The organism is Bradyrhizobium sp. SZCCHNRI2009, from assembly GCF_032485115.1.
Classification (GTDB): Bacteria; Pseudomonadota; Alphaproteobacteria; order Rhizobiales; family Xanthobacteraceae; genus Bradyrhizobium.
Genome location: NZ_JAUEUH010000001.1, coordinates 461175 through 478271, shown reverse-complemented (window position 1 = coordinate 478271; position 17097 = coordinate 461175). Strand labels below are relative to the sequence as shown.

15 protein-coding genes are annotated in these 17097 nt (G+C 65.1%); 7 read left to right on the top strand and 8 right to left on the bottom strand.

The window, feature by feature from the left end; translation table 11 throughout:
* Window positions 1-1116, top strand: coding sequence for an SMP-30/gluconolactonase/LRE family protein (locus tag QX041_RS02165; RefSeq protein WP_316164383.1), 1116 nt, complete (start codon window positions 1-3; stop codon window positions 1114-1116).
* A gap of 100 nt (window positions 1117-1216) precedes the next feature.
* Here the strand turns inward: QX041_RS02165 and ppc are convergent, their stop codons facing one another.
* The 3 genes from ppc to QX041_RS02150 all read right to left on the bottom strand — a co-directional run bounded on the left by ppc (window position 1217) and on the right by QX041_RS02150 (window position 6631).
* Window positions 1217-4000, bottom strand: a complete 2784-nt coding sequence (ppc, locus tag QX041_RS02160) for a phosphoenolpyruvate carboxylase (protein ID WP_315767465.1) — start codon at window positions 3998-4000, stop codon at window positions 1217-1219.
* A 138-nt stretch (window positions 4001-4138) separates the two neighbouring features.
* On the bottom strand, window positions 4139-5683 hold the full coding sequence (locus QX041_RS02155) for an acyl-CoA synthetase (protein ID WP_316164382.1): 1545 nt from the start codon (window positions 5681-5683) through the stop codon (window positions 4139-4141).
* Window positions 5684-5821: 138 nt separating this feature from the next.
* Window positions 5822-6631, bottom strand: coding sequence for a crotonase/enoyl-CoA hydratase family protein (locus QX041_RS02150; protein WP_316164381.1), 810 nt, complete (start codon window positions 6629-6631; stop codon window positions 5822-5824).
* Window positions 6632-6733: 102 nt separating this feature from the next.
* Between QX041_RS02150 and QX041_RS02145 the strand changes: the two genes are divergently transcribed.
* Complete coding sequence (locus QX041_RS02145) at window positions 6734-7609, top strand: SDR family oxidoreductase (RefSeq protein ID WP_316164380.1); 876 nt, start codon at window positions 6734-6736, stop codon at window positions 7607-7609.
* A gap of 132 nt (window positions 7610-7741) precedes the next feature.
* The gene (locus QX041_RS02140) at window positions 7742-9322 is read left to right on the top strand and encodes a fatty acid--CoA ligase (protein ID WP_316164379.1); all 1581 of its coding nucleotides are present in this window, start codon (window positions 7742-7744) and stop codon (window positions 9320-9322) included.
* Window positions 9323-9358: 36 nt separating this feature from the next.
* Here QX041_RS02140 and QX041_RS02135 read toward each other — a convergent pair whose 3' ends face one another.
* Entirely contained in the window at window positions 9359-10633 is a 1275-nt protein-coding gene (locus tag QX041_RS02135) for an acyl-CoA dehydrogenase family protein (protein WP_316164378.1), read from the bottom strand.
* Window positions 10634-10799: 166 nt separating this feature from the next.
* On the opposite strand from QX041_RS02135, the gene QX041_RS02130 reads away from it, so the two are divergent.
* Window positions 10800-11579 (top strand): enoyl-CoA hydratase-related protein, encoded by a 780-nt coding sequence (locus QX041_RS02130; RefSeq protein ID WP_316164377.1) that lies wholly within the window; start codon window positions 10800-10802, stop codon window positions 11577-11579.
* 238 nt (window positions 11580-11817) lie between these two features.
* Here QX041_RS02130 and QX041_RS02125 read toward each other — a convergent pair whose 3' ends face one another.
* The 3 genes from QX041_RS02125 to QX041_RS02115 are packed head-to-tail and all read right to left on the bottom strand — an operon-like array spanning window position 11818 to window position 13984.
* Window positions 11818-12204, bottom strand: coding sequence for a DUF6285 domain-containing protein (locus QX041_RS02125; RefSeq protein WP_316164376.1), 387 nt, complete (start codon window positions 12202-12204; stop codon window positions 11818-11820).
* Window positions 12204-13193, bottom strand: coding sequence for a phosphotransferase family protein (locus QX041_RS02120; protein WP_316164375.1), 990 nt, complete (start codon window positions 13191-13193; stop codon window positions 12204-12206). Before QX041_RS02120 ends, QX041_RS02125 begins: the two co-directional genes overlap by 1 nt.
* Window positions 13190-13984, bottom strand: a complete 795-nt coding sequence (locus QX041_RS02115) for an enoyl-CoA hydratase/isomerase (RefSeq protein ID WP_315749186.1) — start codon at window positions 13982-13984, stop codon at window positions 13190-13192. Before QX041_RS02115 ends, QX041_RS02120 begins: the two co-directional genes overlap by 4 nt.
* A gap of 178 nt (window positions 13985-14162) precedes the next feature.
* Between QX041_RS02115 and QX041_RS02110 the strand changes: the two genes are divergently transcribed.
* Both QX041_RS02110 and QX041_RS02105 read left to right on the top strand, forming a co-directional pair.
* Window positions 14163-14942 (top strand): SDR family oxidoreductase, encoded by a 780-nt coding sequence (locus QX041_RS02110; RefSeq protein WP_315749184.1) that lies wholly within the window; start codon window positions 14163-14165, stop codon window positions 14940-14942.
* A 166-nt stretch (window positions 14943-15108) separates the two neighbouring features.
* A complete protein-coding gene (locus QX041_RS02105) occupies window positions 15109-15942 on the top strand; it encodes an alpha/beta hydrolase (RefSeq protein WP_315714939.1) in 834 nt (277 codons plus the stop codon).
* Window positions 15943-16008: 66 nt separating this feature from the next.
* On the opposite strand, the gene QX041_RS02100 is transcribed toward QX041_RS02105, so the two are convergent.
* A complete protein-coding gene (locus tag QX041_RS02100; RefSeq protein WP_316164374.1) occupies window positions 16009-16299 on the bottom strand; it encodes a hypothetical protein in 291 nt (96 codons plus the stop codon).
* Window positions 16300-16476: 177 nt separating this feature from the next.
* Between QX041_RS02100 and QX041_RS02095 the strand changes: the two genes are divergently transcribed.
* A complete protein-coding gene (locus tag QX041_RS02095) occupies window positions 16477-17088 on the top strand; it encodes a flavin reductase family protein (protein WP_316164373.1) in 612 nt (203 codons plus the stop codon).
* Window positions 17089-17097 lie beyond the last annotated feature (9 nt).

Genomic DNA, 17097 nt, shown 5'->3' with positions numbered 1-17097 from the left:
ATGACGAATTCACGACACGACATCACGCAGGATTCGCCGGCCGGAGCTGACGGCTTCGACCGGCGCACGCTCCTCAAGGGCGTCGCCGGCTTTGCCGCGGCGGCTGCGGCAGTCTCGCCGGCCCGTGCCCGCGATTTCGGACCGGGCGCGCAGCCGCAACGCTATCCCGATCCCGACATCGTCGTGATCGACGAGAAGCGTTTCAAGGCCAAGGTGGGCAACACCACGATCAAGCGCCTGTTCACCGGCTGCCTATGGGCGGAAGGTCCGGCCTGGAACGCGCAGGCGCAGTACCTGGTCTGGAGCGACATCCCGAACAACCGCCAGCTGCGCTATCTCGACGACGACGGCCACATCTCCCAGCAGTTCCGCAAGCCATCGAACGAATCGAACGGCAATACCTTCGATTACGAAGGGCGGCAGATCACGGCCGAGCGGACCCGCCTCGTCCGGTTCGAGCACAACGGCTCGGTCACCGTCCTCGCGGAGAAGGCGAACGACAAGCCCCTCAATGGCCCGAACGACATGGTCGTCAATCCCAGCGACAAGTCGATCTGGTTCACCGATCCCGGCTACGGCTCGATCAACCTGTACGAAGGGCAGAACGCCCGCAACGGCTCCAACCAGCCGTTCCAGAAGGAAGCCGTCTACCGCGTCGATGCGCAGTCCGGCGCGATCACCAAGGTCGCGGACGAGCCGTTCAAGCCGAACGGCATCGCCTTCAGCCACGACTACAAGAAGCTCTACGTCTGCGACACCGGCATCACGCACTATCCGAACGCCAAGAACGTGATCTGGCAGTACGACATCAATGGCGACAAGCTGGCGAACCCGAAGGCGTTCATCGACATGACGCTCGACGGCAAGTCGGGCTTCGCGGACGGGCTGCGGGTCGACATCGACGGCAACATCTGGGTCGGCGCCGGCTGGGTCGGCGAAGGCTATGACGGCGTCCACATCTTCGCGCCGGACGGCGTCCGCATCGGCCAGATCAAGCTGCCGGAGATCTGCGCCAATGTCTGCTTCGGCGGCAAGAAGCGCAATCGCCTGTTCATGACCGCGAGCCAATCGCTCTATGCGGTCTATGTGGAGACGCAGGGGGCGCACATCTGTTAGCGAATAGGGAATAGCGAGTAGCGAGTAGCGAGTAGCGAGTAGCGAGTAGCGAGTAGCGAGATCTACCCCCTATTCGCTATTCGCAACTCCCTATTCGCCCTCATCCGGTATTTCTCAACCCCGCCGAGATGCCGTTGATCGTCAGTTGAATCCCGCGCAGCACCTGCTCGTCCGGGTTCTGCGCGCGATGCTCCTTGAGCAGTTCGACCTGCACGTGGTTGAGCGGATCGAGATAGGGAAAGCGGTTGCGCACCGAGCGCTCCAGCAGCGGGTTGCCCTGCAGCAGCCGCTCCTGCCCCGTGATGTCGAGCAGCGTCTCGATCACCAGATTCCATTCGCGCCGGATGCGGCCGAAGATCTTTTCGCGCAGGGCCTCGTCCGGAACCAGCTCGGCATAGCGCGAGGCTATGGCGATCGAGCTCTTGGCGAGCACCATGTCCATGTTCGACAGCAGCATGCGGAAGAACGGCCATTCCTGATAAAGTTCGCGCAGGAACGGCATGCCCTGCTCCGGATTTTCCGCGATCCAGGTCTCGACCGCGCTGCCGAAGCCGTACCAGCCCGGCAGCATCAGCCGGCACTGCGCCCAGGAGAACACCCAGGGGATCGCACGCAGGTCCTCGATCGCGCGGGTTTTCTTGCGCGAGGCCGGGCGGCTGCCGATGTTCAAGGTCGCGATCTCGTTGATGACGGTCGAGGCCCAGAAATAGTCGACGAAGCCGTCGGTCTCGTAGACCAGGCCGCGATAGGCCTTGAACGCGAGCTCCGAGAGCCGGTCCATCGCGGTGAGATATTCGCGCTTCGGCGCCGGCTGCCGCGGATGCAGCAGGCTGGCCTCGAGCGTCGCGGCGGCGAGAATTTCCAGATTGTTACGTCCGACCTCGGCGTTGGAATACTTGCTGGAGATGATCTCGCCCTGCTCGGTGATGCGGATCTGGCCGTTCACCGCGCCGCCCGGCTGGGCGATGATGGCGTCGTAGCTCGGTCCGCCGCCGCGGCCGACCGATCCGCCGCGGCCGTGGAACAGCCTGAGCCGGATGCCGTGGCGCTCGAAGATGTCGACGAGGCCGATCTCAGCCTTGTAGAGTTCCCAGCCCGAGGTGACGAAACCACCGTCCTTGTTGCTGTCGGAATATCCGAGCATGACCTCCTGCACGGCGCCGCGGCTGTCGACCAGGCGGCGGTAATCGTGCAGCGCCAGCATGCGGTCCATGATGCCGCTGGACGCCTGTAGGTCCTCGATCGTCTCGAACAGCGGCACGATGTTGACGGCGCAGCGGCCCGAAGGGTCGATCAGGCCGACCTCCTTGAGCAGCAATGCCACCTCGAGCATGTCCGACATGCCCTTGCACATCGAGATGATGCACTGGGGAATCACGTCGGCGCCGAACGTCGCGTGCGCCTCGGCGGCGGCGCGGAACAGCGCAAGCTCGCCGACGGTCTCGTCGCTGTACTTGACGAATTGCGACACCAGCGGCCGCGCATTGCGCAGCTCGCTGACAAGCAGGCCGACCCTGGCATCCTCGCTCAGCGCCATGTAGGACATGCCGGGCATCGCGGTGTCGATCAGCTCGGCGACGGTGCGCTCGTGCACCGCCGAATTCTGGCGGATGTCGAGCCGGGCCAGATGGAAGCCGAAGCAATCCACGGCACGCCGCAGCAGCCGCAGCCGCCCGCGGGCGATCACCTCGGCATTGTTGGCGATCAGCGAGTGATGCAGCACGTCGAGATCGTCCTGCATCTGCTTGACGCTGTCGTAAGGCGCCACCGCCGCCACGGGAAGGCGGCTGATCTGGATACCGAGCTTCTTCGCCGTCGCTGCCAAGCGCGCATAGATGCCGGACACCGCCAGACGATATGGCTCGCCGCGACGATGCGGCGACGTGTCCGGCGAGCGCTCGGCCAGCGCACGCAGCTCCTCGGAGACATCGGCGAGATGCGCGGCGATGGACAGCTCGCTGCCGAGCAGATGCAGTTCCTCGAGATAGTAGTGCAGCGCCAGGCTGGATTGCAGCTTGAGCGTCCCGCGCATCACCTCGGCGGTGACGAACGGATTGCCGTCGCGGTCGCCGCCGATCCAGCTCCCCATGCGCAGGAACGAGGCGAGATCGCCCGCCACCTCCGCTCCGTCATTGAGCCGATCCTCGAGCGAGCACAACAGACGCGGCACCTCACGCAGAAACGTGTAGTCGTAGAACGACAGCCCGTTGGTGACCTCGTCGAGCACCGTCAGCTTGGTCCGGCGCAGCAGGTTGGTCTGCCACAAGGTCAGCACGGCGCGGCGCAGCGCCTCGTCATTGGCCTCGCGCTCATCCGGCGTCAACTGCATCCGCTCGCGGCGGTCGAGCAGCATCGCGATCTCCATCTCGCGATCCATCGTGCTCTTGCGCCGCACCTCGGTCGGGTGCGCGGTCAGGACCGGGCTGACCAGCGCCGTCGAGAAGAACTTGCGCAGATCGGAAGCCTCGAACCCGGCGGATTTGGCGTGAGCGAGCGTCGCCGCCAGCATGCCGGCCCCGCCATTGGAGTCGCTCTTGGCACGCATGCGTCGGATGTTGTTCTGGTCCTCGGCAATGTTGGCGAGGTGCGAGAAATAGCTGAAGGCGCGGACGATGCGGACCGTCTCAGCCGTCGTCATGCCGTCGAGGATCTGCTCCAGCTCGCGCCGCGCCTGGCGGTCCTCGTCGCGGTGGAAGCGCACCGAGGTCTGGCGGATGCGCTCGACGAGGTCGAACAATTCGGCGCCTTCCTGGTCGCGGACGGTATCGCCGAGGATGCGGCCGAGCAGCCGGATATCGTCCCGGAGCCGCGCGTCCTCCTCCATGGCCTGCGCCTCGGCGGCGCGGTTGGGACGGATTTCCTCTGTCATGGCTTGCGGCGACATGGATGCGCTCTCCAGCAGCTGCCCATTTACGGGTCAGTCTGCCGTATCTATACCGCAGCGCAAGATCAAGAAAGAGGCGTCGCCTGCCCTATTCAATGTCGGTCTCGTCTCCTTTCGCCGCCAGGTGCGGGCCCATCATCATATTTTCCGCCCCGCCTGCTCCCAATGGGGATCGCGCAGCCGCCGCTTGAAGATCTTGCCGGAATCCTCGCGCGGCAGCTTCTCGTGGATCTCGATGTGCTTGGGCACCTTGTAATCGGCCAGCGACGCTCTCAGCCGGGCCCTCATCTCCCCAATGTCAAGCGTCACGCCCGGCTGCGGCTCGACCACGGCCATCAGGGCTTCTCCGAACTCGGCATCGGGGATGCCGAACACGGCGCAATCATGCACGCCGGGCACGGCATGCAGCACGGCCTCGATCTCGGCGGGATAGATGTTTACGCCGCCAGAGATCACCATGTCGCGCTTGCGGTCGCACAGGAAGACGTAGCCCTCGGCATCGATGTAGCCGACATCGCCCGAGGTGATGAAGCCGTCGCGGTCGATTTCGGCACGCTTCTCCGGCTTGTTGTGATAGGTGAAATCCGGATTGCCCGCGATGCGCGAATAGATCTCGCCGATCTCGCCCTGCGGCAGGATGCGACCGTCCTCGCCGAGAAAGCGCAGCTCCGCGCCCGGCGAGACCTTGCCGACGGTGCCGGGCTTGCGCAGCGCGTCCTCGGAGGTCACGAAGGTCACGGCACCGGATTCGGTCGAGCCGTAGAACTCGTAGATGACCGGCCCCCACCAGTCGATCATCGCGCGCTTGACGTCGGCCGGGCACGGCGCGGCAGCGTGAATGACATGGCGCAGCGACGATACGTCGTAGCGGCGGCGAACCTCCTCCGGCAGCTTCATCAGCCGGATGAACATGGTCGGCACCATGAAGATGGTATCGATCCGCTCTGTCTGGAGGACGTCGAGAAACGCCTCCGGCTCGAAGCGCGGCATCAGCACCAGCGCGCCGCCGAGCCGGCCCGCCCGCAGGCCGAAGGCGTTCGGCGCCGAATGATACAGCGGCCCCGGCAGCAGCGCGCGCGCGTTCGGCTTCAGCCCGTAGATCAACGCGCGCATGCGCTCGGCCGAGGCGGCCTGCTCCACCGTCGGCGCATTGCGGCGGACGCCCTTGGGATGACCGGTCGTGCCGGAGGTGTAGATCATGTTCTGCGGCTGCGGCACCTGCGGCCCCTCGTACGGGCTCTGCCGTGTCAGCCAGCTTTCCAGGTCGGTCGCGAACTCCGGTGTTGCGAGCAGATCCGCGCCGATCTTGTAGTTGGACAGGATCTCCGGCGGCGTCGGCACGCTGAGCACCGTGCCTCCGGGTGGAATCAGGCCGCGAAGCTGATGCAGCAGATCGGCGTGACCGATCAGCACCTTGGTCGCGGAGTCCTTGAGGATGTAGTCGATCTCCTCCGGCTTGAAGTGCCAGTTCACCGGCACGCCATAGGCGCCCAGCCGCATCGCGCCATAGGCCGCCTCGATGAAGGCGATGTCGTTGCGCATCAGCATGCAGACGCAATCGCCCTGGCGTACGCCGAGCTGCGCGAGGCCGCTGGCGATCCGCGCGGCGCGGTCGGCGATTTCGGCGTGGCTGCGCCGGCGCTCGCCGGAGATGATGCCGCAGAACAGGGAGGACGTTTCCATTTTCTTTGTTATCCGATCTGGCGTCGGTTTGAGTTTCCGCCATCAATCCGGGGCGCATCGAACTCAGGTGCGCAGTTGCGCACCGGAGAATCTCGAGATTCCGGGCCTGCTCCTTCGGGGCATCCCGGAATGACGGACTCAGTCCGCAAACTTCGGCGCGCGCTTCTCGATGTTGGCGCGCACCGATTCGAGCTGGTTCGGGCTGCCGATCAGCTTCTGCTGCTCGACCGATTCGGCGAGCAGCGCCGGCCCCGGATCGACCGAGAGATTGTTCAACATCCGCTTGGCGGCGCGGATCGCATCGGGATTCTTGCCGGCGATCTCACGTGCGGTCTCCAGTGCGGCCGCGCGCGGATCGGCGCAGATGCGCGTGACGAGGCCGTAGGCCTGGCCTTCCTCGGGCGTGAACACCCGGCCGGTGTAGGTCAGCTCGCGCAGGATGTCGTCGCGCATCAGGGTCGCCAGGAGCGGCGTGCCCGCCATGTCGGGCACGAGACCCCATTTGATCTCCATGATCGACATCTTGGTGTCCGGCGCGACGTAGCGCATGTCGGCGCCGAGCGCGAGCTGGAAGCCGCCGCCATAGGCGACGCCATGCACTGCAGCAATCACCGGCACCGGCAACTGCCGCCAGCCCCATACCGCCTGCTGCGCGAAGTTGGCCTTGCCGTGGGTGCGAATGGTGAGGTCGCGCTTCTCGCCGCCGGGTATGCCGTTGCCGCCCGAATCTTTCATCGCCGCGAAGCGGCCCGTGTCGAGGCCAGCGCAGAAGGCCCGGCCCTCGCCGGACAGCACCACCGCCCGCAGGCCCTTCTCCTTCGACAGCCGGTCGGTCGCCGCGACCAGCGCCTCGAACATCTCCATGTCCAACGCATTCATCTTGTCGGCGCGAACCAGGCGAACATCGGCGACGCCGTCCTTGATCTCGATCGCGAGGCGGTTGTCCATCGAGCGGTCTCCCTACGGATGTCTTTGTGACTTTACAGAAGGCTGTCGGAGCGATTTAGTCAATCGACCAATTAACTCACAACATGTCAGGCGGAAACTCCCATGTTCAAGGACAATCTCCTCGAAGGTCGACGCATTCTGGTGACCGGCGGCGGCACGGGCCTTGGCAAAGCAATGGCTGCACGCTTCCTGCAACTCGGCGCCGAAGTGCATATTTGCGGCCGGCGGAAAATCGTCTGCGACGAGACCGCGACCGAACTCATGGACCTCTACGGCGGCCGTGTGGCCAGCCATGGCGTCGACATCCGCAATGCCATGGCGGTGGAGGACATGATCGAGGCCATCTTCCAGGAAGGCGGTCTCACCGATCTCATCAACAACGCGGCCGGCAACTTCATTTCCCGCACCGAGGAATTGAGCCCGCGCGGCTTCGACGCGGTCGCCAACATCGTGATGCACGGCACGTTCTACGTGACGCACGCCGTCGGCAAGCGCTGGATCGCCGCGAAGCAGCCGGGCAACGTCGTCTCGATCACGGTAACCTGGGTGCGCAACGGCTCGCCTTACGTGGTGCCCTCGGCGATGAGCAAGTCGGCGATCCACGCCATGACGATGTCGCTCGCGACTGAATGGGGCCGCTACGGCATCCGCCTCAACACCATCGCACCCGGCGAAATCCCGACCGAAGGCATGAGCAAGCGCATCAAGCCCGGTGACGAGGCCGGCGCGCGGACCAAGGCGATGAACCCGATGGGTCGGGTCGGCACCATGGAGGAGCTGCAGAACCTCGCGGTGTTCCTGATCTCCGGCGGCTGCAACTGGATCAACGGCGAGACAATCGCGATGGACGGTGCCCAGGCGCTGGCGATGGGCGGCAACTTCTATCAGCTGCGCGACTGGAGCGACGACGACTGGACCAAGGCCAAGGAGTCGATCAAGGCGCAGAACGAAAAGGATCGCGCGACGCGCACGAGCTGATGGCGCAATCACCCTGTTGATCGGCGATCTGCTCCCTGTAGACTGATCGAGAGATGCTTGCTCCGGCGCAATCCGGGGCGAGGACCACGACAAGACATCGAACAAAGAACAAGACGCAATCGGAGGGGAAACATGTCCGTCACGACGGCAGCGTCGACGCTCGTCGACGTCGTGCGCAGGCAGGCGGAAGCGCTTGGCTCCGCCACCGCCTATGAGTTCGAAGGCCGCCTCACCAGCTTCGCCGCATTCGACCGCAAGACCAACCAGGTTGCCAACGCGCTGAAGGCGATCGGCATCAAGCCGCATGAGCGGATCGCCTATTTCGGCAAGAACAGCGACATCTATTTCGAGCTGCTGGTCGGCGCCATGAAGGCCAACGTCGTGATGGCGCCGGTGAACTGGCGCCTCGCCGGTCCCGAGGTCGCCTTCATCGTCGAGGACTGCAAGGCGCCTGCCCTGTTCGTCGGTCCCGAGTTCGTCACGATGATCCGCAACATCCGCGACCAGATTCCGAGCGTGCGGCACATCATCACCACCGAAGGCGGCGCGCCGGAATGGCAGGACTACACGGCTTGGCGCGACGCGCAAAGCGCCGACGCTCCCGGCGAGGCGATCACGCCGAAGGACATCGCGCTGCAGCTCTACACCTCCGGTACCACCGGCAAGCCGAAAGGCGCGATGCTGTCGCACGCCAACTTCCTCAACCTCGTCAACACCGGCAATCCCGAGGAGAAGCCGGACTGGAATAAATGGACGACCGACGACGTCTCGCTGATCGCGATGCCGATCTTCCACATCGGCGGCTCCGGCTGGGGCCTGATGAGCCTCTACCACGGCGCCCGCGGCGTGATCGCGCGCGAGTTCGATCCCACGAAGATCCTCGACTTCTTCGAACAGTCCGGCATCACCAAGCTGTTCATGGTGCCCGCCGCGATGCAGTTCGTGGTCCGGCAGCCGCGAGCGCGGCAGGTCGACTTCTCGCGGCTCAAATACATGCTCTACGGCGCCTCGCCGATCCCGGCGGCGCTGCTGAAGGAATGCATCGAGGTGTTCAAATGCGGCTTTGTGCAGATGTACGGCATGACCGAGACCACGGGCACCATCATCGCGCTGCCGCCCGAGGATCACGTCGAAGGGCTGGAGCGGATGCGCTCGGCCGGCAAGCCGCTGCCGGGCGTCGAAGTCGCGATCATCGATCCCTCGGGCAACCCGCTGCCGCCGCGGCAGGTCGGCGAGATCGCCACCCGCTCCGGCTCCAACATGACCGGCTACTGGAACCTGCCGGAGGCGACCGCACGCACGCTCGGCAAGGACGGCTGGCTGCGCACGGGTGATGCCGGCTACATGGATGAGGACGGCTACGTCTACATCCACGACCGCATCAAGGACATGATCATCTCCGGCGGCGAGAACATCTATCCGGCCGAGGTCGAGAGCGCGATCTGCGACCACCCCGATGTCGCCGAGGCCGCCGTGATCGGCATTCCCGACGACAAATGGGGCGAGGCCGTCAAGGCGATCGTCGTGATGAAGCCCGGCAAGCGCGCCACCGAGACCGACATCATCAATTTCACCCGCACCCGCATCGCCGGCTTCAAGACGCCGAAGAGCGTCGACTTCCTCGACGCCCTGCCGCGCAACCCGTCCGGCAAGATCCTGCGGCGGAATCTGCGCGACCCGTACTGGGCGGGCAAGGATCGGCAGGTGAATTGAGCGCTGGGATTGCGGCGGCCTTCGATCAAGACGACATCACCTCTTGTTCACCCCCATATACCCGAACAGGAAGCCCGCCACCTTGCGCATCTGGATCTCCTCGCTGCCTTCGGTGATGCGGTAGCGGCGGTGGTGGCGGTAGATGTGCTCAAACGGCTTGTGGCGCGAATAGCCCATGCCGCCATGAACCTGGATGGCGCGATCGGCCGCCTCGCAGCACAGACGGTTAGCCCAGTAGTTGCACATCGAGACCTTGTCGGAGAGTGTGTGCTCGACCTGCGCCTGGGTGAGCTGGTCCATCTCCCAGGCGGTCTTGCGGATCAGCAGCCGCAGCATCTCGGCCTGCGTCGCCAGCTCGACCAGCGGCCACTGGATCGCCTGGTTCTCGGCCAGCGCCTTCCCGAACGGTTTGCGCTCACGCGCGTAGTTCACGCTCTCGTTGATGCAGAATACGGCCGCACCGAGCGAGCTCGCCGCCTGCCGGATGCGGTTCTCGTGCACGAAGCACTGCGCCAGCGACAGGCCGCGACCGACTTCGCCGAACAGCGCGTCCTCCGGCACGAACACGTCGGTGAAGCTGACCCGCGGATGGTCGGTCGGCATGTTGAAGGTCCAGAGATACTCCTCGACCTTGACGCCCTCGGTCTTGGCCGGCACCAGGAAGCAGGTGATGCCGCGGGCATCGCCGTCCTTGCCCGAGGTGCGCGCAAACAATGCGCAATGGGTGGCGACGTGCATGCCCGTGGTCCACATCTTCTCGCCGTTGATCAGCCAGCCCTTGACGTTGTCGCGGGTGGCCGGCTCCGCCTTGGTTTCCATGTGGGTTGCGTCCGAGCCGTGATGCGGCTCGGTGAGACCGAACGTGATGCGGTACTTGCCGGTGATCGAGCCGTCGATCATCGCTTTCTGGTGGTCGCGGCCATAGCGGTCGAGCATGGTGACGATCGGCAGATTGCCGACGATCGAGTGCTCGTTCTGCAGGTCGTTGTGCAGGCCGAGGCCCTTCGACGCGAAATGCTCGCGGATCACCGCCATCCAGAGGTTCGAGCCGTCCTTGCCGCCGTAGCGCTTCGGGATCGCAAAGCGCAGGTGCCCGGCCGCGTCGGCACGATCCTTGGCCTTGCGCAGCAGCTGCTCCCACTCATGCCGCGGCAGGCCGCCATTCTCGAAATCGGTGCGCGCCCATTCGCGACGATGATCGAAGAAGCGGATGTTGTCGTCGGCCTGCTCCAGCGGCTTGATCTCGGCGGCGATGAAGCGATCGAGCTCGTCGAGGTAGGCGACCAATTCCTTCGGCAAGGAAAAATCCATGGCGTGTCTCCCTGTGCGTTTCGTTGTTGTTCTTGGTCCTGATGGGCGCGACCTCCCGTCGCGCGCTTGTGGCGCGCAGCGCCGTTGCGTATTTGGATGACTGCGACACCTGCGCAGGCGCTAAGCTGATGCGCGACAGCCAATCAGAAAACAGGAGGAACGGCCGATGGAGCTGAAGTTTTCGAGAGTGACGCGCAAGGGGCCGATCACGATCGTCACCCTGGCGCGCCCCGAGGTCTACAACGCCCTGCACATCGAGGCGCATTACGAGCTCGAGCGCGTGTTCGACGGCTTCGCCGCCGATCCCGAGCAATGGGTGGCGATCGTCACCGGCGAGGGCGACAAGGCATTCTGCGCCGGCAACGATCTGAAATGGCAGGCGGCCGGCGGCGCGCGCGGCTGGGGCAAAAGCGGCTTCGGCGGACTGACCTCGCGCTTCGATTGCGACAAGCCGCTGATCGCGGCCGTCAACGGCGTTGCGATGGGCGGCGGCTTCGAGATCGCGCTGGCCTGCGACCTGATCATCGCCTCCGAGAATGCGACCTTCGCGTTGCCCGAGCCGCGCGTCGGCCTCGCCGCGCTCGCCGGCGGGCTGCAGCGGCTGCCACGCCAGATCGGCATGAAGCGCGCGATGGGCATGATCCTGACCGGCCGCCACGTCGGCGCCCGCGAGGGCCACGAGCTCGGCTTCGTCAACGAGGTCGTACCGCAGGGCGAGGCGCTGGCGGCCGCGGAGCGTTGGGCCGACACCATCGCCAAGAACTCGCCGATGTCGATCCGCGCCTCCAAACAGGCGATCGAGAAGGGCCTCGCGGTGTCGCTGGAGCAGGCCATCACCGAGCAGCGCGACTACGCGGCGGTGCAGGCGATGATCCACTCGCAGGACTACATTGAGGGGCCGAAGGCGTTTTCCGAGAAGCGACCGCCGAAATGGCTGGGGCGGTAGCGCATCGCCAAGGTGATCATTCCGGGACACGAGGAGCGCGCGCCCGGAATCCGTGACCACGAACGGGAGTCTGGATTCCAGGCTCGCGACTGCGTCGCGCCCCGGGACGACGGCCGAGGTGATCGCAACGCCCGTCCAGCTCCCGCCGCCGTCATTGCGAGCGAAGCGAAGCAATCCAGAGTCCCAAAGCAGTCTGGATTGCTTCGTCGCTGGCGCTCCTCGCAATGACGACGGAGAATTAGGCATCATCCTGGCCCCTCCCCGCCTCGCGCCTGTAGGACGCGTAGTTGGGCTGATCGACAGCGAGCTTGTCGAGCGTGGTCTGCCAGAGGTGGTCCTTCAGTCCCGGCGTGCCGAGATCGACGGCACCACTGGCGATCTGCTCGGAAAGCACACGATTCAGTTCGAGCAAGTCGCCGTCTCGTCTCAATAGCTGTTTCAGCCGCGCGTGCTCCGCGGCATCCGCCGGAGCAGCCTGCGTCAACTGCCGCACCACCAGATCGAGCGCGTTGATTCCCACGCGCAGCTTGAACGCCGGGTGCCCGGAGATCAGCGGCGCGATGTCGGTGCGCAGGAAATCCGCGACCGCCTTCACCAGCTCCGTCGGCGTCGGTTCGTCCTGCATCAGCCCTCTCCTCTCGGCGCCAGCAGCCGCAGCAGATCGATCTCTGTCTCCGACGCGCGGCGGCCGATCATGGCGCGCTCCATCGAGTGGTCGGGACCCAAGCGAAACCGCTGCATCATGCCGCAACACATCACGCCCCAGCGCAACGTGCCCATGACCTCCCAGAACTTCACCCTGCCGGCATCGACCTTGCGGCCAGCGGCCTCGTAGCCCGCGTACAGCTCCTCGCGCGAGCCAAAGCCGCCGACGGGCTTGTCGATCTCGCCGAAGCGCCAGGAGTTGACGCAGATCCAGCCGAGATCCTCCATGGGATCGCCGAGATGGGCGAGCTCCCAGTCGAGCACAGCGCGCACCCCGTCGGGGCCGATGATGAGATTGCCGTTGCGGAAATCGCCATGCACCAGCGTCACCTCCGCCGAGGGGCCGGGATCGTTGTGCGACAGCCAGCGCAGCGCGAGATCGAACACCGGGCGCGGCCAGTCGAAGCTTTGATATTCGCGCGCGAGCTCCGCGATCTCCCTGGTCGCGTTCATCTCGCGCAACGCGGGCAGCGTCTCGCGTCGAATCCCGTGGATGCCGGCAGCGATGCCGCCGAGCTGGCGCGCGAGGCGCGGCCGCGCCTCGGCGAATTCAGCATCGCGCAGGATCTTGCGCGCGATGGTCTCGCCCTCGACGCGGCGCATGATGAAACCGGCGCCGAGATCGTCCTCCGGCCGTAGCACGTGCAGTGCCTCGGGCGACGGCACGCCGGCCGCACAAGCGAGCCGCATCAGCGCCGCCTCGTTGTCGAGCCCGGCGGCACGCCCGGGCGCGGCGCCGTAGCCCTTCGGCGAGCGGCGCAGGATGGCGCCGACATCACCACCGGGATGGACGATGTCGAAGCGCCACGTCTCCTGGCTGGCCCCGCCGGAGAGTCTCGCGGCGCCGCGCACGCCAGTCGCCCCCGGCATGAACGAGGCGACGCAGCGCGACAGCTCGGCCTCGATCATTGGCCCTTGAACTTGGCCGGGCGCTTTTCGAGGAACGCGGTGACGCCCTCCTTGAAATCCGACGTGCCGCCCGCGATGCGCTGCGACTGGAATTCGGCGTTGAGCTGCTCCTCGAACGAGTTCTCCGGGCTGTCCCAATAAAGCTTGCGGATCTGCGCCAGCGCCACCGTCGGCCCGTTGGCGAGCTCGCGCGCGAGCTTCATCGTTTCCTCCTTGAGGGCCGCATCGTCATAGACGCGGTTGACGAGGCCCCATTGCAGCGCCGTCTCGGCCGGCAGCTTCTCGCCGAGCAGCGACAGCTCGATCGCGCGCGCCTTGCCGACGAGGCGCGGCAACAGCCAGGTCGAGCCGCAGTCGGGAACGAGACCGATGCGGCGGAAGGCTTGCAGGAAATACGCGGACTTCGCGCACAGGATCATGTCGCCCATCAGCGCGAAGCTCATGCCAGCACCGGCGGCCGGGCCGTTGACCGACGTCACGATCGGGCAATGCAGATTGCGCAAGCGGCGCAGGAACGGATGAAAGGCCGTCTCGAGCGCGGCGCCGGCATTGCTGCGGCCGGGCTTCGCCTGCGCATTGCGGCCCTGCAGATTGGCACCGGTGCAGAACGCTCGCCCCGCGCCGGTTACGACCAGGCAGCGCACCTCGGCCTTCTTCTCCTCGATCTCGTCGAGCGCCTCGGCGAGCCCGCCAAGCATGTCGATCGAGACCGCGTTCATGACCTCCTGATGATCGAGCGTGAGGACGGCGACGGGCCCGTCGAAATCGAGCGTGACGTGCTTGAACTGCATGTTTTCCTCTCAAGAGCTTTTCGGTCAGTGCATTCTTCGCCGCGGAAATTTGAAGCGCGGCATGGTTCTGTCAGCATATTTGATTTTTGCGCTTCGCTTGTCCATGGTTGGATCATCCCAATAACCGAAGCGGCGCGCAGCGCGCTCACATCATCACGGAAACGCCCAAGAGAACCCCATGAGCATGTTCGACCTCACCGGCCGTGTGGCCGTCGTCACCGGCGGCAATGGAGGCATAGGCCTCGGAATCGCCCAGGCACTTGCGTCCAGTGGCTGCAACGTCTCGATCTGGGGCCGCAACGCCGAGAAGAACAAGGCGGCTGCGGCGTCGATGGCCGCGGGGCCCGGCAGGGTCGATACCCATGTCTGCGACGTGACGAGCCCTGCTTCCGTCAACGAGGCGATGAAGGCGACACTCGACACCTTCGGTCGCGTCGACGGCTGCTTTGCCAACGCCGGCATCGGCGGCGGCGGCCGCAAACCCTTCATCGAGCGCAGCGAGGAGGAATGGCGCACAATGTTCGCGACCAATCTCGACGGCGTCTTCCATGCCTTCCAGGCCGCCGCCAAGCACATGACCGCGCGCGCCGAAGCCGGCGATCCGTTCGGCCGCCTGGTCGCGACCTCCAGCCTCGCCTCGCTGTTCGGCACCGCGCGGAACGAGCACTATGCGGCAACCAAGGCGGCAATCAATGCGCTGTGCCGCGCGCTCGCGGTCGAACTCGCACGCCACGGCGTCACCGCGAATGCGATCCTGCCTGGCTGGATCAAGAGCGACATGACCGCAGGCATCATGGGAAACGAGAAGTTCGTCGCCAACGTCATGCCGCGTATCCCGGTGCGCCGCTTCGGCGAGCCGTCGGATTTCGGCGGCATCGCCGTCTACCTCATGAGCAAGGCGTCGTCCTATCACACCGCAGACTGCCTCGTGATCGACGGCGGCTATACCGCATTCTGACTCCTCGCAGTGGGAGGTGAGCCGGTGCGCCGGTTCACCAACCGCGGATTGTTCCCGTGCTGCACTGCAAGATTTCGGAAATTTAATCCACCCCTGGCTGCCACACCCCCGTGACCCGGGCGTTGTCTTCCATCACATAACGGAGAGACGTCCAAGGAAGGATACCATGAAGCGCGGTGTGACGGTTTTGGCCTGTGTGTCTGCCCTGGCTGTGGCCGGTTACTTTGCAATGGCCAAATGGGGCATTCAGCACGAAAGCCGCGAGTTCTTCGATGCCGCGCGGCAGCGGTCGATCAATGTCGATGTCGCCGTGCGCAAGGACTACGAGATGAAGGCCAATGCCGGGCTGTGGCGGCTGCCGGTCGCCATCATCAGCAACGGCAACACAGTGAAGAACACCGAGTACTCCTTCCTCGCGAACGTGTTCGCCGCGCGCGGCTACCTTGTCGCCAGCGTCCAGCAGGACCTTCCGACTGATCCGCCGCTCGTCACCAAGGTCGGGATGCCTTATGTCGGCCGGCTCGACGTCTACCGGAAAGGCGAGGCCAACATCCTCTGCGTGCTGAACGAGATGAAGAAGCGTCATCCGAATGCCGACTACGATCACCTGACCCTGGTCGGCCACTCCAATGGCGGCGATACCGCGATGTATTTCGCCAAGGAGCATCCGAACATCGTCTCGCAGGTGGTGACGCTCGACAATCTGCGCGTTCCTTTCGTCATCAGGGACAAGCTCAAGATCCTGTCGTTCCGCTCGGATGATCCGCAGTTCAAGACCGACCCCGGCGTTCTGCCAACGCATGTCGACAAGAAGAGCGGCATCGACATCATCAAGACCGAGTTCCAGCACACCTGGATGAGCGACCGCGGCCCCTACACGGCGCGGGAACGGATCCAGGCGACGCTCGACAAATATCTCGGCGGCGATGCGACGAGCGAACTGGCCCCGGCAGACACCGACAATCTGATCGTGACCAACGGCGCAGCGGCCCTGCCCTGATCTGACGACACCTCAGCGCTGGCGTGCGATGGCAGCTGCGCAATCGCGCAGCTGCCATCGCAGGCGTCAGTCCTGCGGTTTCTTGACCGGTGGGCCGTTCTTATTCCCCGGCATGCCCTTGATGTTCGACGGGTCCTGAGCGCTGACGTCCGGATTATGGCGGTTGATCGTGGACGAGCCGACGGTGCCGCCTTTCGTCTCAGTGCCCGGTCCGTTCTTGTTGCCAGGCGCGCCCTGGATGCCTGCTCCGGAATTCTGCGCACTCGGCGGCGGCGTGGTCTGTGGGCTGCCCTGCGCCAGCGCTGACGTGGCCGAGACGACGAATGCGCAAGCAATCAGACTGATCATTGGCTTCATGGGCGACCTCCATTTGTAGTTGCCGTGCTGTCCGAACGTGGCGCCGGCGGAGCCGTTCCCGGAAACATGGAATTTCCCGCGACGACGCCGAGGTGCGCACCCCTGCCCGCTTTATTGGCTTCCTGATCGCGTCGCGGCCCACTACGGTCGGGGAACCGACGCATCAGAGGCCTCTACATGGAATACCTCGCCACCGATCTCAGCCCGCGCGAGCGCTACAAGATCCTGACCTCCTTCGTGCTGCCACGGCCGATCGCCTGGGTTACGACGAGAGGCGAGACCGGGGTGGTCAACGCCGCACCGTTCTCTTTCTTCAACGTGCTCGGCGAGGACCCGCCGCTGTGCGTGTTCGCGATCAACCTGCGGCCGGACGGCCGGATCAAGGACACGCTGGTCAACATCCGCAGCTCAGGCGAGTTCGTGGTCCACATCACCGACGAGCCCCTGGCGCAGGCGATGCATGAGACCGGCGGCGACTTTCCGCCCGAGATCGGCGAGCCGGATCACCTTGGGCTCAAGCTCACACCGTCCCGGATGATCGGCGTTCCGCGGTTGGCGGAGGCGCCGTTCGCGATGGAGTGCAAGACCTGGCAGCTCATCGACGTCAATGGCGATCGCGTGCTGGTGCTCGGCGAAGGCCTCGCCTTCCACATCCGTGACGAATTGTGGGACACCGAGAAGATGCGGGTCGAGATGGAGTTGTTCCATCCTGTCGGGCGCATGTTCGCCGACCGCTATTGCCGCACCGACGACCGGATGGATTTCCCGCCGGCGAAGGGCGCTGGCTGAACGCCCTGG